The sequence below is a fragment of the Lentzea atacamensis genome (assembly GCF_003269295.1).
In the GTDB taxonomy this organism is placed as follows: Bacteria; Actinomycetota; Actinomycetes; order Mycobacteriales; family Pseudonocardiaceae; genus Lentzea; species Lentzea atacamensis.
Genome location: NZ_QLTT01000004.1, coordinates 133,137 through 152,407 on the forward strand (window position 1 = coordinate 133,137; position 19,271 = coordinate 152,407).

At 68.7% G+C, this 19,271-nt stretch carries 22 protein-coding genes and 1 tRNA gene; 15 read left to right on the plus strand and 8 right to left on the minus strand.

From position 1 onward, the window contains the following. Positions 1-36: 36 nt before the first annotated feature. The 5 genes from C8D87_RS19545 (at position 37) to C8D87_RS19555 (ending at position 2,939) form a co-directional block, all read left to right on the plus strand. Positions 37-534, plus strand: a complete 498-nt coding sequence (locus C8D87_RS19545) for a hypothetical protein (protein ID WP_146771780.1) — start codon at positions 37-39, stop codon at positions 532-534. Next, positions 531-821 carry a hypothetical protein gene (locus tag C8D87_RS45190; RefSeq protein WP_146771781.1) on the plus strand — a complete coding sequence of 97 codons (291 nt, stop codon included), beginning with the start codon at positions 531-533 and terminating at the stop codon, positions 819-821. The genes C8D87_RS19545 and C8D87_RS45190 overlap by 4 nt, the downstream gene beginning before the upstream one ends. Before the next feature lie 81 nt (positions 822-902). Then, positions 903-1,055, plus strand: a complete 153-nt coding sequence (locus C8D87_RS46005; protein WP_170166498.1) for a hypothetical protein — start codon at positions 903-905, stop codon at positions 1,053-1,055. 25 nt (positions 1,056-1,080) lie between these two features. Continuing rightward, complete coding sequence (locus C8D87_RS19550; RefSeq protein ID WP_112227839.1) at positions 1,081-1,437, plus strand: hypothetical protein; 357 nt, start codon at positions 1,081-1,083, stop codon at positions 1,435-1,437. A gap of 392 nt (positions 1,438-1,829) precedes the next feature. Then, the gene (locus tag C8D87_RS19555; protein WP_112227840.1) at positions 1,830-2,939 is read left to right on the plus strand and encodes a trypsin-like serine protease; all 1,110 of its coding nucleotides are present in this window, start codon (positions 1,830-1,832) and stop codon (positions 2,937-2,939) included. Positions 2,940-3,164: 225 nt separating this feature from the next. On the opposite strand, the gene C8D87_RS19560 is transcribed toward C8D87_RS19555, so the two are convergent. The 4 genes from C8D87_RS19560 to C8D87_RS19575 are packed head-to-tail and all read right to left on the minus strand — an operon-like array spanning position 3,165 to position 8,513. After that, a complete protein-coding gene (locus C8D87_RS19560) occupies positions 3,165-4,553 on the minus strand; it encodes an aminobutyraldehyde dehydrogenase (RefSeq protein WP_112227841.1) in 1,389 nt (462 codons plus the stop codon). Next, positions 4,550-6,160 (minus strand): thiamine pyrophosphate-binding protein, encoded by a 1,611-nt coding sequence (locus tag C8D87_RS19565; protein WP_112227842.1) that lies wholly within the window; start codon positions 6,158-6,160, stop codon positions 4,550-4,552. The genes C8D87_RS19560 and C8D87_RS19565 overlap by 4 nt, the downstream gene beginning before the upstream one ends. Further along, positions 6,157-7,095, minus strand: a complete 939-nt coding sequence (gene speB / locus C8D87_RS19570) for an agmatinase (protein WP_112227843.1) — start codon at positions 7,093-7,095, stop codon at positions 6,157-6,159. Before speB ends, C8D87_RS19565 begins: the two co-directional genes overlap by 4 nt. Further along, entirely contained in the window at positions 7,092-8,513 is a 1,422-nt protein-coding gene (locus C8D87_RS19575; protein WP_112227844.1) for a sodium:solute symporter family protein, read from the minus strand. Before C8D87_RS19575 ends, speB begins: the two co-directional genes overlap by 4 nt. 82 nt (positions 8,514-8,595) lie before the next feature. Between C8D87_RS19575 and C8D87_RS48625 the strand changes: the two genes are divergently transcribed. From C8D87_RS48625 to C8D87_RS19620, 9 genes are all read left to right on the plus strand, one after another. After that, a complete protein-coding gene (locus C8D87_RS48625; protein WP_112227845.1) occupies positions 8,596-9,948 on the plus strand; it encodes a PucR family transcriptional regulator in 1,353 nt (450 codons plus the stop codon). 144 nt (positions 9,949-10,092) lie between these two features. Further along, positions 10,093-10,164 (plus strand) — tRNA-Glu (locus tag C8D87_RS19585). A 108-nt stretch (positions 10,165-10,272) separates the two neighbouring features. Then, positions 10,273-10,938: an SAM-dependent methyltransferase gene (locus tag C8D87_RS19590; RefSeq protein WP_109637246.1), complete on the plus strand. Its 666-nt coding sequence runs from the start codon at positions 10,273-10,275 to the stop codon at positions 10,936-10,938. 149 nt (positions 10,939-11,087) lie between these two features. Then, on the plus strand, positions 11,088-11,786 hold the full coding sequence (locus tag C8D87_RS19595; RefSeq protein ID WP_112227846.1) for a hypothetical protein: 699 nt from the start codon (positions 11,088-11,090) through the stop codon (positions 11,784-11,786). A 76-nt stretch (positions 11,787-11,862) separates the two neighbouring features. Continuing rightward, entirely contained in the window at positions 11,863-12,165 is a 303-nt protein-coding gene (locus C8D87_RS19600; protein ID WP_112227847.1) for a hypothetical protein, read from the plus strand. Between the two features lie 36 nt (positions 12,166-12,201). After that, entirely contained in the window at positions 12,202-12,834 is a 633-nt protein-coding gene (locus tag C8D87_RS19605; RefSeq protein WP_109637250.1) for a DUF4383 domain-containing protein, read from the plus strand. 70 nt (positions 12,835-12,904) lie between these two features. After that, positions 12,905-13,579 carry a M50 family metallopeptidase gene (locus tag C8D87_RS19610; RefSeq protein WP_215732397.1) on the plus strand — a complete coding sequence of 225 codons (675 nt, stop codon included), beginning with the start codon at positions 12,905-12,907 and terminating at the stop codon, positions 13,577-13,579. Between the two features lie 38 nt (positions 13,580-13,617). After that, entirely contained in the window at positions 13,618-15,351 is a 1,734-nt protein-coding gene (gene argS, locus C8D87_RS19615) for an arginine--tRNA ligase (RefSeq protein WP_109637252.1), read from the plus strand. A 155-nt stretch (positions 15,352-15,506) separates the two neighbouring features. Further along, a complete protein-coding gene (locus tag C8D87_RS19620) occupies positions 15,507-15,806 on the plus strand; it encodes a WhiB family transcriptional regulator (RefSeq protein WP_109637253.1) in 300 nt (99 codons plus the stop codon). 60 nt (positions 15,807-15,866) lie between these two features. Here C8D87_RS19620 and C8D87_RS19625 read toward each other — a convergent pair whose 3' ends face one another. Then, on the minus strand, positions 15,867-16,676 hold the full coding sequence (locus C8D87_RS19625) for a SigB/SigF/SigG family RNA polymerase sigma factor (RefSeq protein WP_109637254.1): 810 nt from the start codon (positions 16,674-16,676) through the stop codon (positions 15,867-15,869). Beyond that, entirely contained in the window at positions 16,673-17,071 is a 399-nt protein-coding gene (locus C8D87_RS19630; protein WP_233439585.1) for an ATP-binding protein, read from the minus strand. Before C8D87_RS19630 ends, C8D87_RS19625 begins: the two co-directional genes overlap by 4 nt. Before the next feature lie 131 nt (positions 17,072-17,202). Between C8D87_RS19630 and C8D87_RS19635 the strand changes: the two genes are divergently transcribed. After that, positions 17,203-17,871, plus strand: a complete 669-nt coding sequence (locus C8D87_RS19635) for an ATP-binding protein (protein WP_170166499.1) — start codon at positions 17,203-17,205, stop codon at positions 17,869-17,871. Positions 17,872-17,879: 8 nt separating this feature from the next. On the opposite strand, the gene C8D87_RS19640 is transcribed toward C8D87_RS19635, so the two are convergent. Both C8D87_RS19640 and C8D87_RS19645 read right to left on the minus strand, forming a co-directional pair. Further along, positions 17,880-18,242 carry an STAS domain-containing protein gene (locus C8D87_RS19640; RefSeq protein ID WP_233442206.1) on the minus strand — a complete coding sequence of 121 codons (363 nt, stop codon included), beginning with the start codon at positions 18,240-18,242 and terminating at the stop codon, positions 17,880-17,882. A gap of 142 nt (positions 18,243-18,384) precedes the next feature. Then, complete coding sequence (locus C8D87_RS19645) at positions 18,385-19,050, minus strand: ANTAR domain-containing protein (RefSeq protein ID WP_112227850.1); 666 nt, start codon at positions 19,048-19,050, stop codon at positions 18,385-18,387. Between the last annotated feature and the right edge of the window lie 221 nt (positions 19,051-19,271).

Genomic DNA, 19,271 nt, shown 5'->3' on the forward strand with positions numbered 1-19,271 from the left:
ATTGGGATGAGATCGTGGTCGCGTGCGGTCACGGCCGTGTTGGCGGTCGGTGTGGTCGCGGTGAGTGGTGTGTGGGTGGCGAGTGCCGGCGAGTCGTCTGCTGCTGATGAGCAGCAGTCGTTGGTGGAGGATTTCGCGTATCCGGGTGCGGCGCGGATTTTGGCTGAGGACAATGTGAAGCTGGTGTCCGGTGACGGGCACATCGTGTATGCGCCGTGTGCTCAGCAGCCTGTGAACGGTATTGGTGTGATCGAGGTTCGGTCGACCGATTTCTCGGTGGGTAAGAACGATGGTCTGGTGTGTTTCAAGGTTCTCGGCGACACGGGTTCGCTGGTGCTGTTGATTCCGGATGTGTTCGAGATTCGTGGTGATGGTTTCGGTAGCACGCCGGGTCACAAGGGTACGGCGGAGGTGAAGGCGCAGTCGGGTGAGTCGCGCACGGTTGTGTTGAATCCCAATGGTTCGCAGCAGGTGGGTATCGGTCGTCCGAACGGTGTTCCGGAGACCCTGCTCAAGCTCGAGGTCAAGCCGTGAGCGTGAGCAGAAAGGTCACGGTCGGCGCGCTCGCCGCGGTCGCACTGGCAGGCGGGCTCACCGCGTCGCCGTCGATGGCGCTGTCCGGCGGCACGGTGGTGCCCGACGGCGCCTACAAGTTCCTCGCGAAGCGTCGTCTCGCGGATCGCCGGCTTGCTGCGCAAGGTGATCGGCAAGTCGCCGGACGAGCTGCCGACGGGCTGTCTCCCGAACAGCTTCACCGGCGACACCAGAGTGCTGATGGGCGACGGCAGTGCCAAACGCATCGCGGATGTCCGCCGGGGTGACGTCGTCAAGTCGATGAACCCGTTCAACGGCAACGTCGACACGGCCGCGGTGGGCCGCCCGATCACCGGCGAAGGCGCGCGGTGTACCGGGAGACCCTGGTCAAACCACCCCCGCCCAACCCCTTCTGGACCTGGCGGGAGCTGGACGCCATGCACGAGGCCGAGATCCTCGGCCACGTCGACTTCTACTACGGGGGCGTGAAGCAACCGAACCCGTACGCCAAACCGGCTTGACCCGTGTGTCAGGGAGGATGACGAAGTGCGGACGAACCCTTTTCCGCTGAGGCTGCCGCGGCACTTCTTCCTGCGAGCGTACTCGGCTGAGTCGACCACGATTGCCTTCCGCTCGGAGAAGAGCGGCACGGAGTTCACCCAGGCGGACATGCTCTTCGAGGAAGTCGTCGAGATGTTCGTCCGTCCGGTTCTGAACGACGTCACGGTCAGCCTGATCGAGGGCGGTTACTCGCTGTCCACACCGGACTTCCCAGACGGGTACGTGCTCTGCAAGCGGTTCCACTACGCCGAGGACGACGTGGAGGACTGGAGCACGTTCGACGTGCTGGCGCCCAAGAGGCCGGGGTACAGGAGGATCTACCACCCGAGTCCGGGGCCGTAGTTCCGTTGCGCGACAAGCATCGCCCCCAGGTGGGCCGGTGGGACGGCATGGTCTCAGCGGCCCACTCGGGGCCGCCCTCGACTGGGCAGGACTTCGTTACACCTTGTGGTGCACGTCATGATGACTTGGTTTTGGGGGGCTGGTACCGCATGATCTGCGTTGACGTCTGGCCTGGGGGCTCGGCGTGTCTGGGGTTGCGTTTCGCGTGAAGCGGTGTGATTCGCCGCGCGGGCGCCTGATGGGGAGGTCACGAGTGAGAGCTCGTTCTCGCATGCTCGTTCTGGGGGCGCTCGGTGCTGCCGGAGCACTACGTTTCAGTTCGTTCGTCACCTTCGGCGGCGGGGCTTCCGCACTGGCTGAGGATCTGCAGCCGAGGTTGATGGAGGACTTCGATGCGACCCGGTAAGCGCATCAGCGCGATCGCGCTGACCTTCGTCGCCGCGGCGACGTTCGTGATCCCGGCTTCCGCGGTCGTCGGCGGAGCCCCGGTGTCCGAGGGCACGCACACGTTCATCGCGAAGATCGACGTGGGTAACCGTGAGCGCACTTGCACGGGCGCGCTCGTCGATCCGTTCTGGGTCGTCACGGCCAAGAGCTGTGTCGCGGGCACTTCGAGCAAGATCGTCGCGACCGTTGGCCGCACGAACGTGGCGCAGACCTCCGGCGTCACCCGTGACGTGAAGGCGGTCGTGCCGCGTGAGGACCGGGACCTCGCGCTGCTCAAGCTCCAGTACCCGATCATGGAGATCGCTCCGGTCAAGGTCGGCACGGCCGCTGCGGGCGAGACGGTGCAGGTCCCCGGCTTCGGGCACACCAGCACCGGCTGGACGACCGAGCAGCTGTACCAGGCCGCGTTCGCCGTCGACTCCTCAGCCACCACCAGCTTCGCCATCACCGGCGCGTCGAAGGGCTTGTGCCGCGGGGACGCGGGTGCACCGCTGCTCAACGCGCGCAACGAGATCGTCGGCGTCGGGAGCACTTCGTGGCAGGGCGGATGCTTTGGCGTCTCCGAGACGCGCACGGGTGCGACCGGTAGCCGTTACGACAACATCGGCGACTGGGTGAAGACGCACGTCTCGCGGACGGTGATGTTGCAGAACAACTTCAACAAGCGCTGCATGCTGCACTGGTCCGGCAACATCGCCGACGGCTCGCCGGTGACGCAGTTCGACTGCGAGCCGCGGTACTACGACCAGGCGTGGACGATGAAGCCGGTCAGCGGTGGCTTCCAGCTGCGCAACGGTGTCTCGGACCGGTGCGTGTCCGCTCGCACGTCGAACGACACCTTTGGCACTGAGGTCTGGGCCAAGGACTGCGCGGACACCGACACGCTGCAGAAGTGGCAGGTCAACAAGGTCACGGGCGGAACGCAGCTGCGCAACGTCCAAACCGGACTCTGCCTCGCCGTGTGGCACGGCACACCGAACAACGGCGCGCCGGTGACCGAGCAGGTCTGCGAGCCGGCCTACATCGACCAGGTGTGGACCGAGCTGCCTGTGTAGTCAACCGAGTTCGAAAACACCTGAGGCCGACTGCGAACGCGGTCGGCCTCAGGTGTTTTCGTTGCCGTGGCTACTCGGTGGCGAGCCGCTCTTACGCCCGTGAGAGCACCCGCGAACAACCCGGTGTCGGTGCTCAGGTAGCCGCCGGCGGGCCGAGATCGTGACCAGTCGGACGTCACCGAGCACGTTCCAGCCGACGCCGTCGAGAAAGCGCTGGTTGTGCGGTCAGTGGGCGATCATCACGTGCTTGACGCGCGTGTAGTCCTCCAGCCCGTGCATCGAGAGGTCCTTGCCGTAGCCCGAGGCGCCGAACCCGCCGTGCGGCATCTCGGACGCCACGAGGCCGTGCGTGTTGACCCACACGATGCCGAAGTCGAGCCGCGTCGTCAGCGCCGCGACCCGGCTCGTGTCGCGGGTCCAGATCGACGAAGCGAGGCCTTGCGGCACACCGTTGGCCAGCTCGACCGCCTCGTCGTCGGAGCCGAACGACTGCACCGTGATCACCGGTGCGAACGGTTCCTCCTGCACCAGCTCGTCCTCCTGAGCGAGCCCGGAGATCACGGTGGGCTCCAGGAAGAATCCGGTCGTACCGTGCCGCTTCCCTCCACAGTGGACCGTGGCGGACGACCTGCCGAGCATCGCGAGCACGCGGTCCAGCTGCGCCGCGCTGTTCAGCGGGCCGAAGTCGGTGCCGGGAACCTGCGCCGACGCGGCCTTCACCAGCGCCGCGACAAACTCGTCGTGCACCGCCGAATGCACCAGCACGCGCGTGGCGGCCGTGCAGTCCTGGCCCGCGTTGTAGAAGGCGGCGCCCACGATGCCCTCGGCGGCGGAAGCGACGTCCACGTCGTCGAACACCAGAACCGGCGCGTTGCCACCGAGTTCGAGGTGCGTGCGCTTCACGGTCGCGGCGGCGCTGCGGGCCACCTCGACGCCGGCGCGGGTGGAGCCCGTCAGCGAGACCATCGCCGGGGCGGGATGCTCGACCAGCAACCGGCCGGTGTCGCGGTCGCCCAGCACCACGTTGAACACACCGGCGGGCAGCACCCGAGCGGCGAGAGACGCGAGCAGCACGGTGGACGACGGCGTGGTGTCGGCGGGTTTGACCACGACGGTGTTGCCCGCCGCCAGTGCCGGGGCGATCTTCCACACGGCCATCATCAGCGGGTAGTTCCACGGCGTGATCTGCGCGATCACACCCACCGGCTCGCGACGCTGGTACGAGGTGGCGCCGGAGACGTACTCACCCGCGGCGGCGGTGCCCAGCGCACGGGCGGCACCGGCGAAGAACCGGATCTGGTCCACGCACTGCGGGATCTCCTCGCCCAGCACGACCGCGCGGATCTTGCCGGTCTCCCGGATCTCCGCGTCGGCCACCGCTTCGGCGTTGGCTTCGAGGAGGTCGGCGAGCTTCAGCAACGCCAGCTGGCGTTCGCCGGGCGTGGTGCGCGACCAGGTGGGAAAGGCATCGGCCGCGGCCTGGACGGCGGCGTCGACCTCGGCGGCACGGGAGACGACGGCGCGGCCGAACTCCTCGCCGGCGGCGGGATCGACCAGCGGCGAGGTCTCGTCGGCGGAAACAGCCGTGCCGTTGATGAAGTTCGCGACGATCACGTGTGCTCCAGGTGCGTGGGGGCGAACATGCGCAACACCGCGGGCAGCACCACCACGTGCGGACCGTCCCCGGCGAAGGCCTTGGCGAGATCTTCGCGCAGCGACTCGGGCGTGCTGCGGGTGGCGGGCACCCCGAACGCGCCGGCGAGCGCCACGAAGTCGGGCCTGGCCAGCTCGGTGGCGGTGGCCTGGCCGAACACGTCGGTCATGTACTCGCGCAGGATGCCGTAGCCGCCGTCGTCGACGATCAGCCACACCACCCGCGAACCGTGCTGGGCGGCAACGGCCAGCTCCGAGATCCCGTACATCGCGCCGCCGTCACCGGACACCGCCAGCACGGGCCCGTCGACGGCCGCCGCGACGCCCAGCGCGGCCGGGAAGCCGTAACCCAGACCACCGGCACCCTGGGCGGAGAACTGCGCGCCACCGCGCGGATCCCACGCCGACCAGGCCCAGTAGGCGAGGATCGTCATGTCCCAGCAGGTGGGTGTGCCGTCCGGGACCGCCGACCGCAGCGCCGACAGCACCTGCTGCTCCAGCTCCAGGTCCTGCGCCGCCAGCCGCGCCCGCACCAGCTCCAGCAACCGGCTGACCAGCGACTCCGAGGCGCCGTCCGCAGCGCGCGCGGTCACGCCGGAAGTCAAGGCGCGCAACGCGTGCCGGGCATCGGCGTGGATGCCGAGCGCCGGGTAGTTCGACTCCAGCTTGCCCAGGTCGGCCTCGATCTGGACGACCTTCCCCGCCGGGCGGAACGTGCGGTAGTTGGTGGACAGCTCGCCCAGCCCGGAGCCCACGACGAGCAGCACGTCGGCGGAGGCGAGGAACTCGGTGGTGTGCCAGTCCTCCAGCCACGACCGCGCGGAAAGCGGGTGCTCCCAAGGGAAGCTGCCCTTGCCGCCGAACGTCGTCACGACCGGTGCCCGCAGCTTCTCGGCCAGCTCCAGCAACTCGTCCGACGCCCTGACCGCACCGCCACCGGCGAGAATCACCGGCCGGGAAGCCCCGTCCAGCAACCGGACGGCCTCCGCGACGAGCTCCGGCCGCGGGTACAACTCCCGCGCGGACCAGGAAACCGACGTCACCGGCGGCACCGTGGCCGGCCCGAGCAGCACGTCCTGCGGAATCTCCACCCACACCGGCCCGAACGGCGCGGTCAGCGCGATCTCCCACGCCTCGGCCAGCGCTGACGGGATCTGCGACACGTGCCGCACGACCCGCGCGTGCTTCACCACGTCCCGGAACGACGCCAGCTGATCGGTGAGTTCGTGCAGGTACCCGCCCCGCACCCCGCCCAGCCCGGCGGAAGGGATCTGCGACGAGATCCCCAGCACCGGCGCCGACGCGGCCGCGGACTCCTGCAGCCCGGCCAGGGTCTGCAACGCGCCGGGCCCGGTCGACACCAGCAACGGCGTCACCGAACCGGTGATCCGCGCGTGTCCGTCGGCGGCGAAGGCGGCGTTGACCTCGGTCCGTGAGCCGACGTACCGCAGGTCGGAGCGGCGAAGCGCGTCGAAGAGCCCGAGGGCGTGCTGGCCGGGGATGCCGAACACGGTGTGGGCGCCGAGTGCTTCGAGCGTCTCGACGACGACGTCACCGCCGGTCCTCACAAACCCTCCTTCAGCGCCAGCAAACTCACCAAGTCGTAGGCGAGGTGCGAAGCCGCCACCGACGTGATGTCCGCGTGGTCGTAGGCGGGCGCCACTTCGACCACGTCCGCGCCCACGAGGTTCAGCCCCCGCAGCCCGCGCACGATCTCCAGCAGCTCCCGCGACGTCATCCCACCGGCCTCGGGCGTCCCGGTACCGGGGGCGTGCGCCGGATCCAGCACGTCGATGTCGATCGACACGTACAACGGCCGCGACCCGATCCGCTGCCGCAACGCGTCCACGGTCTCGTCGACGCCACGCCGCATCACGTCGGACGAGGTGACGATCCCGAACCCGAGCCGCCGGTCGTCCTCCAGATCCTTCTTGCCGTACAACGGGCCCCGCGTGCCGACGTGCGAGATCGCCTCGGTGTCGAGGATGCCTTCCTCCACCGCGCGCCGGAACGGTGTCCCGTGCGTGAACGGCTCGCCGAAGTAGGTGTCCCACGTGTCGAGGTGCGCGTCGAAGTGCAGCAGCGCCACCGGGCCGTGGATCCGCGACACCGCCCGCAGCAACGGCAGCGCGATCGTGTGGTCACCGCCGATCGTCACCAGCCGCGTGCCCTCGCGCTGCAGTTCGGAAGCGGCACCCTCGATCGTTTCGATGGCCTCGCCGATGTGGAACGGGTTCACCGGGATGTCCCCGCCGTCCGCGACCTGGACGCGTTCGAACGGCGACACGTCCAGACCGGGGTTGTAGGGCCGCAGCAGCCGGGAGGCCTCCCGCACGGCCGTGGGCGCGAACCTCGCTCCCGGCCGGTACGAGACGCCGGTGTCGAACGGGACTCCCACCACCGCGACGTCCGCGTGCGCCACCTGGTCGAGGCGCGGCAGCCGGGCGAAGGTCGCCGGTCCCGCGTAGCGCGGGACCTGGGAGGAGTCGACGGGGCCGATCATGCGTTCACCAGTTCCTCTTCTTCGTCAGCCTTTCCCGCCACCCGGCGGTCCCACGCCGCCAGCACCTCGGCCGGGGTCGGTGGCGTCGCCAGGCTCACCGCCACGTAGGTCACGAACGACGCGCCGAGGCTGTAGTAGATCGGGGAGTCGGCCAGCACGCCGTCGATCACCATGAACGCGATCGCCGTCAGCGCGCCGACCGCCATGGACGCCATCGCGCCGATCCGCGTGCCGCGCTTCCACACCAGCCCGCCGATGATCGCGACGAGCAGACCGCCCACGAGGATGTTGTAGGCGACGGTCAGCGCGGCCACCACGTCGTTCAGGGCGACCGCCACGCCGATCGCGATCACGCCGAGCACCAGCGTGAACATCCGGTTGGAGTGCACGTCGGTCTTGCGCTTCCAGATGTCGTTGGCCGCGACGGTCGCACACGCGATGAGCGCGCCGGAGGACGTCGACATCATCGCCGCCAGCGCGGCCGCGAGCACGAGCCCGCGCACACCCGTCGGCAGCAGGCCTTCCACCATCGTCGCGAACGCCTCGTCCTTGTTGGCGATGTCGGGGTACAGCGCCTTGCCCGCGGTGCCGATCAACGCGCCGGCGACCGCGTAGACGAGGCAGTAGAGCCCGGACGTGATCCCGCCCCACGTCGCGACCTTCGGCGACTTCGCGGTGAACACGCGCTGCCAGATGTCCTGGCCGATCAGCAGGCCGAACACGTAGATCAGCAGGAACGTGACGATCGTGCTGATGCCGATGTTGCCGACGTCGAACATCGCGGGGTCGTCGAGCCGCGCCTGGATGCCGTCGATGCCGCCCGCCGCGAACAGCGAGATCGGCAGCAGCAGGAACAGGATGCCGATGGTCTTCACGATGAACTGCACGATGTCGGTCAGCGTGATCGACCACATGCCGCCGAGAACGCTGTACAGCACCACGATGCTGCCGCCGATGATCACGCCGACGGTCTTCGGCAGTCCGAAGAGGACGTTGAAGATGGTCGAGTAGGCGATCGTGGACGTGACGGTGAGCATCAGCGTGTACGCCCACATCACCGCGCCGGACACCATCGACGAGTTGCCGCCGTAACGAAGATCGAGCATCTGCGAGACGGTGTAGACCTTGAGCCGGACGATCCTGCGCGCGAACAACGCGGAGAGCAGCAGGATTCCGAGGCCGATCGCGAACACCATCCAGGCGCCGGAGATGCCGAACTTGTAGCCGAGCCCGACACCGCCGATGGTCGACGCGCCGCCGAGCACGACGGCCGACATGGTGCCGGAGTACATGCCGAAACCGAGCCTGCGTCCTGCGACCAGGTACTCGCTCTTGGTGGTGGCGCGGCGCATGCCCCACCAGCCCATCCCGATCATGCCGAGCACGTAGGCGGCGATCACCGCGTAGTCGAGAGCCACTGTCGGACCTCCTTGGGTTGCAGGTCACAGTAGGAACGCGCACTGGCGCTGGTAAGTGGTTGTTCTGCACAATCGTCCGACCATGGTTGTGCAAACCGTCCCGCTGAAGGATCTGGTCGCGCGAGTCGATCTCGGGCTGACGGTCCTGTGTGGAGCCGACGGGCTGGACCGGCCGATCCGCTGGGCGCACGTGTCCGAGCTGGAGGACCCGACGCCCTACCTGGTCGGCGAGGAGCTGCTGCTCACGGCCGGCGTGCGGTTCCCGTTCGACGTGCCCGCGTACGTCGCCGGGCTGGTGTCGTCCGGTGTCTCGGCTATCGGGTTCGGTGTCGAGCCGGAGTTCCCGACCGTGCCGCCGTCGCTGGTGGAAGCCTGTGCGGCGCAGGGGATGCCGCTGCTGGAGGTGCCGCCGTCGACGCCGTTCCTCGCGGTGTCGCAGGCGCTGGGGGCGTTGCTCGCGGAGATCGCCGTGCGGGAGCAGCGGATGCTCGCGGACAGCCAGCGCGCCCTGACCCGCGCGGCGACCCGCGTCCGTCCCGTCGAGTCGGTGCTGACCACGCTCGCGGTCGTCCTGAACTGCCGGGCCGACCTCGTCGACGCTCGGAACGCGCCCGAAGACGTCTCCTCTCTCGTGGCACGTGTCGCGTCCGGTACGGGACCTCGTTCGGCCTCCGCCCAGGTGGGGGAAGACCACGTGACGCTCGACCCGGTCGAGTCCGCGGTCCTCGTGGTCAGACGTCCGGCCCCGCTGTCCGCCGCCGAACGGGCGGTCGTCGCGGTCGCGCTGGCGTTGCTCGGGCTGCTGCGCCGGGACGTGGAGAGCGAACGCGGCCACATCGCCCGGCTCGCGGCGTCGGCGGTGCTGCGCTCGGAGGTGTCCGGGCTGGCGGGCGTGCTGGGACCGGGGCCGTACCGGGCGGTGGCGGGGGAGTCGCGAGCGGACTACGACGTGCTCGCGCAGCGGTACGGGCCGCTGGTGTCGAAGGCGGGGGACGAGCTTCTGGCGCTGGTGCCGGCGGGGTTCGCGGTGTCGGGACCGGTCGGGGTGTCGTCCCCGGTCGCCGAGCCCGCTGCCGCCTCCACGTCCGCGATCGACAGCGCGGTGGCGGAGGCTCGTGCGTTGCTGCCGCGTGCTCTCGCCACCGGCTCACCCGCGTTCCCGGCGTCCGATCTGTCCTCTTTGGTGGACCCGGTGGCAGCGCGCGCCTTCGCCCGCCGCGAGCTCGCGGCACTGCTCGGACGCCCCGAACTGATCGAGACGCTGCGAGCCTGGCTGGGTCAGCACGGCAGCTGGGACCGGGCCGCGACGGTGCTCGGCGTGCACCGCAACAGCGTCCGGCACCGCATCGCCCACGTCGAACGGCTGCTCGGCCGTGATCTTGGTTCGGCCGACGCGCGGGCCTCGCTGTGGCTCTCGCTGACGTGGCTCGATTAATTCCTTTGCGAGGTGTGCGGCCCTTCGGTCATCATTGTTCCATGATTACCGCAGAGGAATGGGCCGGAGCGCCCTCAAAGCCGTGACCAGCTAGTACTTTTTCTTCTAATCTCTGCGAGCATTTGTGTATCAATGCTCGTTCCTGGCGTGTTCGTCTAGTGGTCAGGACGCTGGACTCTCAATCCGGAAACACGGGTTCGATCCCCGTACGCGCTACGTGGCCCGGTCTGTGTGGGGTGGACCGGGCCCGCTCGCCTCAGACGGGCCCAAAGAATCTTCCCAAAACTTCGCCCGAATGGTCTAGGCGCCAGTTACGCTCTGCGAATGGCTGCGGTCCCCGCCTTCGCACGCTACGAGGTCGACGTACGTCGGCCGAACGCCGCACGGATCCATGACTTCTATCTGGGCGGCGCGCACAACTACGCCGCCGACCGGGCGTTCGCCAAACAGGCCGTCCGGATCGACCCGGAGCTGCCGCTCGTGACCAGGGCGCACCGGCTGTTCCTCCGGCACGCCGTCCGCCACTGCTGGGCGGCGGGCGTGCGTCAGTTCCTCGACCTCGGTTCCGGCATCCCGACGTGCGGTGCGACCCACCAGACGCTGCCGGACGCCCGCGTCGTCTACGTGGACTCGGACCCGGTGACCGTGACGTTCGCGCGTGGCCTGTTGCGCGGCGAACCGCGGACGTGCGCCGTGGAGGCCGATCTGCGCCGCCCCGAGCAGGTGCTGAGGCATCCGGGCGTGATGTCCCATCTCGACCTCCGTGAGCCTTACGCCGTGCTGATGATCGACGTCCTGAGATACGTCGACGACGCCACGGGACAGGGTCGGGTGGTGCGCCGGTACCGGCACGCGTTACCGGCGGGCGGGTTCCTGGTGGTGTCGCATCCGGCACCGGTCGAGCAGCTCATGGAAGGGCTGTCGATCGAGGCGCCGTGCGTGGTGCCGGGGGCGTACTCGGGCATCGGGCGCAAGCCGGGCCGTATCTAGGAGTTCCGCCGCGCCTCCCAAGGGAACGTGCGGGAAGCACTTGAGCGGGCGAAGGCGTTGCGATGGGCGGGAAGGCCGGAGGATGCCGCTGCGGAGCTGCGCAAGGCACTCGCCGGCGCCGGTGACGGCTGCGAGGTGCTGTACCTGTTGTGGGACTGCCAGTTCGTGCTGGGCGACCGGCCGCGGCGCACGAGACCCTGCTGGAGGCCAAGGGACTGGCCTCGGGCGAGATGGTCCAGCGCATCGCCGTCGCGGAAGCCAGCTGGCTGATGTCGCAGGGCGAGTACTTCCGGGCGGTCGAGAAGATCCACGGGGTCGACACCGATGACGACGAGACACGTGCCTACGCGTTGAGCGTCCGGGGTGTCTGCGAGGCGTTCCTGGGGAACGTCGAGCGCGGCACGGCCACTCTGGAGGACGCGCGGACAGCAGCGCACCGCAGCGGCAGCATCCGTGAGCTCACCAGGGCCGTCGGGAACCTGACCTTCGTGCTCGGCAGTTCCGGTCAGCACGAACGCAGCGCCCGCATCGGCAAGGAGGCGTTGACCCGCCTCGGGGTTCAAGGGCTCGCGCCGACGTTCAGCGCGGTGATCCGCTACAACCTCGCGACCAGCCTGCTCGCGCTCGGGCGGTGGCACGAGCTGGACGCGCTGGAGGTGCCGGACGCCGTCCCCGGCAACAAGGCCGCGCGGATCCTGCTGTGCAAGTCCGTCGTCGAGGACGACCCCGCCGTCGACACCGTCATCGGCTCGTTCCGCGTGCCGTGCCGCACCGCCTCGAAGGAGCAGCCGGTGTCCGGGGCGGGTGCGTTCTACGAGGTCTCGTACGTCGTGACCCAGCTCCCGTGACAACACGCCGCAACAGAATTCCGGGCGCCGAGCGGTGGGCGCGGCGCCCGGAGCCCACCACCGAGGGGATTTCGCGATGAATCCGACCGATCCACCCACCGACCACGAGCTCTGGGCCGTGCTGAACGTGGACGAGTTCCAGTTCCGGCTCGTCAAACCGTGGAACCTGGACACGCTCGCCGCGGCTCTGCGCAACGCCGCCGCCCGCGGCACACAGGTCGAGGTCCGCGCGTACAACGAGCAGAACGCCGAAATCACGGTTCTCGTGAACCCTGCGAGAGCCCGTGTGGTGCACATCGGCAAACGCAATGTCGTCGTGCCGCGTAATGGCATGCCGGACGTTTCGGTGAACGGTTTGACGAAAGCTGACGCGGGGTAGTCAGCCGAGCGACAAGTACGGAGCCTGGAGGGCGTCATGACCCACCGCGTCACTGTCAAGGTCGCCGGTCTGCAACCGGTGCAGATTCTGGCCGCGCTGGCCGGTATCGCGTTCATCGTGTTCGGCGTCGTGGGCTTCACCCGCACCGGGGTCGGTGACTGGTCCACCCACTCGTTCGTGCTCGGGTTCTCGGTGAACCCGCTGCACAACCTGGTGCACGTGGCCATCGGCGTGCTCGGTCTGCTGATGGCTCTCGGGTCGGGCCTCGCCCGGCTGTACGGGTGGCTGCTGTTCGCCGGCTACGGCGCGCTCTTCGTCTGGGGCCTGATGATCACCGGGATCCTCGCGCAGAACCCCGCGTCAGAGTTCGGCAACCCGTTGGCGCTCAACACGAACGACAACTGGCTGCACCTCGGCCTCGCGCTCTTCGGCCTGTTGCTCGCGGTGGTGCCCGCGCGCCGCAAGCTGATCGAGGAGGACGAGGAGCCGGAGCTGCCCCAGCAGCGTTCGGCGGCGTTCCGGGACGCCGGCGACGAGCCGGCCCGCGAACACCGCATCGAGGAGATGGACCCGACGGTCAGCCCGAGGGAACGCGAGCCCATCACCAAGGAGCAGGCCGTGGTCGATCCCAAGACCGACCGCGTGAGCAAGGACAAGATCAAGCACTGACCCCCTGCCGAGCACTCGCGCCGTGAGAGCCCACATGCGGCTCTCACGGCGCGTCTGTTTCGATGTCCCGATGCCGGAGCTGACTCATGAGGTCGTGATCACCTGGGGCACCGCGCTCGCCGCGTTCCTGGCCGTGGCGCTGCACGGGTTCTGGCGGGTGACCCGCAACGTCATCACCATCGCTCACGAAGGCGGCCACGCACTGGTGGCCGTCCTCACGGGAAGACGCCTCAGCGGCATCAAGCTGCACTCCGACACCAGCGGCCTCACGGTCTCGCGCGGCAAGCCCCGCGGACCCGGCATGGTCCTCACCGCCCTGGCCGGCTACATCGCCCCGTCGCTGCTCGGCTTCGGCGCCGCCGCGCTCATCACCAACGAGCAGATCCAGCTCATGCTCTGGATCAGCATCGGCTTCCTCGCCGCCATGCTGATCATGATCCGCAACGTCTTCGGCGTCCTGTCCGTCATCGTCACCGGCGGCGCGTTCTTCTTCGTCTCCTTCTACGCATCACCCGAGGTCAGGGACACCGCCGCGTACGTCTTCGCGTGGTTCCTGCTGCTCGGCGGCGTGCGGCCGGTGTGGGAACTGCAGGTCAAGCGGTGGCGCCGGCAGGCACCGCGGTCGGACGCCGACCAGCTCGCCTGGCTGACCGGCGTGCCCGCGCTCGGCTGGGTGACGCTCTTCGGCGCGGTGAGTCTGGCGGCGCTCGTGGGCGGCGGTGCGTTACTGCTTGGACGCTGGTGAAATACTGGGTTCAAAGCCGCGGGTGAAAGGTGGGTTCAGTGCTGCGTGGGGATGTCGGGCTCGAACTGGGCCAGCGGGTCGCGCGGGCGTTGCGCGCCGCTCTGGACGTGGACATCACCGCCGAGGAAGCGCTGATCCGACCGTCCAACCGAGACGGTGCCGACTACCAGTGCAACGTGGCGATGAGCCTCGCCAAGAAGGTCGGCCGCAACCCTCGCGAGGTCGCCGCGCTGATCGTCGAGCACCTCGACGCGGCCGACGCGCTCGAGACCCCGGAGATCGCGGGCCCCGGCTTCATCAACCTGAAGCTGCGCCGCGAGTGGCTGGAGACGCAGACCGCGCGCCTGCTGGCCGACGACCGGCTGGGCGTGCCCACGACGGACGAGCCGCGGCGGATCGCGATCGACTACAGCAGCCCGAACGTCGCCAAGGAGATGCACGTCGGGCACCTGCGCTCGACGATCATCGGTGACGCGTTCTGTCGGCTGCTGACGTTCGCCGGCCACGAGGTCATCCCGCACAACCACCTCGGTGACTGGGGCACGCCGTTCGGCATGCTCATCGAGCACCTCACCGACGAGGGCCACGGCGCCGATCACGAGATCAGCGACCTCAACGCCTTCTACCAGCAGGCGCGGCAGAAGTTCGACAACGAGCCGGGCTTCGCCGACCGCGCGCGCCGCCGGGTCGTGCTGCTGCAGGGCGGCGACGAGCACACGCTCGCCCTGTGGAACGAGCTGGTCGCGGAGTCGCAGCGGCACTTCAACCAGATCTACGACATGCTCGGCATCGGCCTGTCCGCCGCCGACAACTACGGCGAGAGCTTCTACAACCCCTATCTCGCCGACACGATCACCGAGCTGCAGCAGAAGGGTCTCGTCGAGACCAGCGACGGCGCCCTGTGCGTGTTCCCGCCCGGCTTCACCAACCGCGACGGCGACCGGCTGCCGCTGATCGTCCGCAAGAGCGACGGCGGCTACGGCTACGCCACCACGGACTTCGCGACGGTCCGCTACTGGGTGCGCGACCGCAAGGTCGACGACCTGATCTACGTCGTCGGCACCCCGCAGGCCCAGCACTTCCAGATGATCTTCGCCACCGCCAGGCAGGCCGGCTGGCTCGACGACGCCCACACCGCCGTGCACACGGGCTTCGGCACGATCCTCGGCTCGGACGGCAAGACCATCCGCACCCGCGCGGGCGGCACCATCAAGCTCATCGACCTGCTCACCGAGGCGATCGAGAACTCGTACAAGGTCATGCCCGAAACGTCCGAAGTGGAGGGTGCGGAGAAGGAACAGCTCGCCCGCACCATCGGCCTCGGCGCGGTGAAGTACGCGGACCTCTCCAACGACCGCGAGAAGGACTACGTCTTCACCTGGGAGAAGATGCTCGCCACCACCGGCGACACGTCCGTCTACATCCAGTACGCGAACGCCCGCATCCTCTCCATCGGACGCAAGGTGGGCCGCGAGGCCCCCGCGGACGCCCCGCTCGTGCTGCAGGAGCAGGCCGAACGCGACCTCGCCCTGAAGCTGCTGCAGCTGCCCACGGCGATCCAGGCGGCCATCGACGAGCTCGCCCCGCACAAGCTCACGACGTACCTGTTCGAGACGGCGACGGCGTTCTCCACCTTCTACAACAACTGCCCCGTGGCGACCGCGGAGTCCCAGGAGCTGCAGGATTCACGCCTGCACCTGCTCACCCTCACGTCACGCGTGCTCACGCTGGGCCTGTCGTTGCTGGGCATCGGGGCACCTGAACGGCTTTAGGCCGTGTCCTGCAGGTCCGTTCGATGAGAGTCACGGGCCCCTCGGCCGCGACTATCGCTAACGAGACCTGCAGGACACGGCCTAACAGGTTTACCGCTGGTCAGACCACGGGTACGCAGTGATCGCAACTCTTCCGCCCAGCCAAGGGAGTCGCGATGACCTGCACGACCCGTCTGCCCAAGCCGGTCACCGACGTGTGGGACTGGCAGATGCATGGTCTGTGCCGCGGCCAGAACAGCGCCATCTTCTTCCACCCGGACAACGAGCGCGGCTACGCCCGCGCCGCCCGGGAGGAGAAGGCCAAGGCGATCTGCGCGCACTGCCCGGTGCTCGAGCAGTGCCGCGAGCACGCCCTTGAGGCCCAGGAACCCTACGGCGTGTGGGGCGGCATGGGGGAGGACGAGCGGCGCCAGATCATCGCTGCGACCCGGCGCCGCGTCCGCGTGGCGTCCTGAAAAGCTCGTGGGCACCGGTGCCGATGCAGCGGCGAGACGTGACCGTGCCGGAACTCCGGCTCACTCCTCGAGCACGTCTCGGAGTTGCCGCAACGTCTTCGCGAGCAACCGCGAGACGTGCATCTGCGAGATCCCGACCTTCTGCGCGATCTGCGTCTGCGTCATGTTCCCGAAGAACCGCATGATCACGATCTTGCGTTCCCGCTCCGGCAGCTTCTGCAGCAACGGGTGCAGAGCCTCCCGCTGCTCGATCATCGCGATCTCGGGATCCTCCTCGCCGATCGTGGAACCGAGCGAGATCGACGAGTCCTCCGACATCAGCATGTCGTCCAAAGACGCACTCTGGTAGGCGTTTCCGGCCGCGAGTCCTTCGTGGATCTCGTCGCGCGAGAGCCCCAGGTGCTCGGCCAGCTCCGACGGCGTCGGTGCCCGCCCCAGCTGCTGCGACAACCGCGAGGTCCCCGCGTTGATCGCCAGGTGCAGCTCCTTCAGCCGGCGCGGCATGCGCACCGACCAGCTGGAGTCGCGGAAGTACTTCCTGACCTCGCCCATGATCGTCGGCACGGCGAACGACAGGAAGTCCGAGCCGCGGTCGGGGTCGAACCGGTCGACCGCGTTGATCAGGCCGACCGTCGCGACCTGCACCAGGTCCTCGTGCGGTTCACCGCGATGGCCGAACCGGCGCGCGATGTGCTGGGCGACCGGGAGGTGCTCGGTCACGAGCCGGTCCCGCAGCGCGTCTCTCGACGGCCCCTCAGGGGTCTGTGCGAGCTCGGCGAACAGCGGGGCCAGGTGATCGTAATCACCGCCCTGCGAGGTCTTCTTCTCCTCGGCAGGGGAGGTTTTGGTCGCCTCCTCCGAGCCCGTCACGCATCCACCGCCCCTGCCGAGGACTTCACGAGGTCGATGTGGACCACGACCCCTTCGGTCTCCTCGACTCTGGTCTTGACCGAGTCGACGAGCGCGGTCAGCACGCGCCAGCCGAAGCTGCCCTCGTCGGGCCCGCCGGCGGAGTTCGTTGCGACGCGGGCCGACACCCGGACCGCACCAGCGGCGTCGACCGCGAAGTGACAGCTGAGCACCGCGTCCGAGTCCGCCAGTGTGATCAGCGTCGAGCACGTCTCGTCGACGGCGAGCTTCAGGTCCTCGATCGAGTCGAGGTCGAAGTCCTGCCTCATCGCGATGTCCGCCGCGACGGCGCGGACGATGGACAGCTGCGTGGGATCCGCGGCCATCCGCAGTTCGACCCCTGACAATTGCGTCACACCCACCTTGTAGTCCGTTCTGCTGAAGGCCGGCATGTCATTGCCGTACCCGAATTGTTCTCGTTTCACACGTGTATTGGTCCGAGCCGCAGGGAAATCACCTGGCAGAGGCAATCCAGGGGAGGAGCGTTGTGCTGGTGCACGAGGACTTCCTGTCCCTCCGCTTCCCCGCGGACGCACGCGAAGTGGCGCCTTTGCGGCACCAACTGCGCGAGTGGCTGCAGGAAAGCGGTTTTGGTGACGACGAGGCGAGCGACCTCGTTCTCGCCGTCAGCGAAGCGGTCAACAACTCGGTCGAACACGCGTACCCGGCGCCCGCCACGGGCACCATCGAGGTCCGCGCGCGGATCGGCAAGGACGGCGCCGTCGCGATCGACGTCACCGACCACGGCCAGTGGCGTGTACCGCCGCCGACGCTCACCACGAGGGGCCGAGGACTTCTGCTCATGCGGGAGAGCGTGGACGACGTCGTGATCGACCGCTCGTCGAGAGGCACGACCGTGCGGCTGCGCCGCGGCCGTTCGCCGGTGCCGTTCGGGTCTCCGGCCGCGACCGACTGCGAAGTGCACGTGTACGAGACCTCCTCCGGCGTCGTCGCGGTCATCCGGGGGAACGTGCCCGCCGAGGCCGGTCCGTCGTTGCGACGCACCCTGACCACGGCGGCGCGCGGTGGCACCGTGCCGCTGACCGTCGACCTCACCGAGCTCGGCGAGGAGACAGGCGGAGTCCAGCACGCGCTCCACACGGTCTCCGAGGCGTTGGAGGCGGCGGGAAACCGCCTCACCATTCGGATGAACTGAACGCTGAACTAAACGCTGAGAGCGGCGTCCACGGATTCGTGCACGCTGAACACCTCACCAAGGCCCGTGGCCTCCAGAGGCCGCGTCACGGCCCGTGCGGTGGCCACGACCTTCAGAGTCGCGGAATGTTGCGGCGCCAACCGGGCAGCTTCCACGAGCACCGCCAGGCCGGCGGATCCGAGGAAGGTCACGCCGGTCATGTCCACGACGAAGGTGCCGCCGTCCGCGAGGCCGTTGACCAGGGCGTCGCGCAACGCGGGCGCGGACACCATGTCGACCTCGCCGGACACGGCGAGCACCGTGGCACCGGCCGCCGGCTGGCTCGCCGACAGTGCGATGGTCTGCTCAGCTCGCGGGTCCTGCACAGTCACCGATGTTCTCCCTCTCGCACCCAGGGAGCCGCCACTGCAGCGGCCCCGACGCGGCTGGTGGCTCAACCGCTGCGCCCTCACCGTACGGGAGAGGTCGCATCACATGACAGGTCGAGGGGTCCATACCCAACACGAGGGTGACTCAAACGTGGAGCGCCTCCCACAACCGTTGCGCGGTGTCGTAGGCGATCTTCGGCGGCATCGACATGTCGTCGGCGTCCTCCAGCTGCCCGCAGGCCACCAGCACCAGCGCCATCGCCACGTCCCGCAGCTTCACGTTGGCGTGCTGGCTGGCGCGCACGAGCAGCTCGAACGCGTCTCCCGGCGGGCAGGGCCGCGCTCCCATCAGCAGCCCCTTGGCCTGTTCGATGTAGCGCCGGTGCTGCACCATCCGCACCATCTGGTCGGCCCTGAGCACCTCGCCGGCGCAGAACTCGATCACCGCGGCGGCGGTGGCGACGAGCGGTTCGATCTCCTCGATGGCCTTGAGGTCCTCGGCCTCCGGCTCGTGGTCCAGGTACACGGTGAGCACCACCGGGCCCCCATCGCCCCAGCTGCCCGGCACGGCGACGACGTCCAGACCGCCGACCTTCCCGGCGGCCTGCCGTTCGTCGCGTGAGGCGTCGACGAGCGGTCCCTCCCGCCCCTCCACCTGCGCCTGGTCCAGCTCCGCCGCGACACCGACGGCCCTGAGCAGTGCGCCGTCCGGCCACACGCTCAGCCCGACGCCGAGGCAGCCGTCCAGCCGCTCGCACAGGTGGGTCATCAACCGGGAGATCAGCTCGCCACCGAACTTCACCTGCTCCATCCGCGGAGGTTAGGCCAGACCGATACGTCGCAAACGTTGTGCGGTCGTCGTCGTACGACGAACGGTTGCGTGAGCAATGACCCGTTCTTCCGTTCCGCTTCGGGTCCGAACAGCTCGGCGCGCCGTTCGGCCCAGTTAACGCTAAGGACCCAAACAGGACACGTGTTCTGAACCACAGTCCGACAGAATTCGTTCTCAGGGATAACACCGGAGCCCCGGTG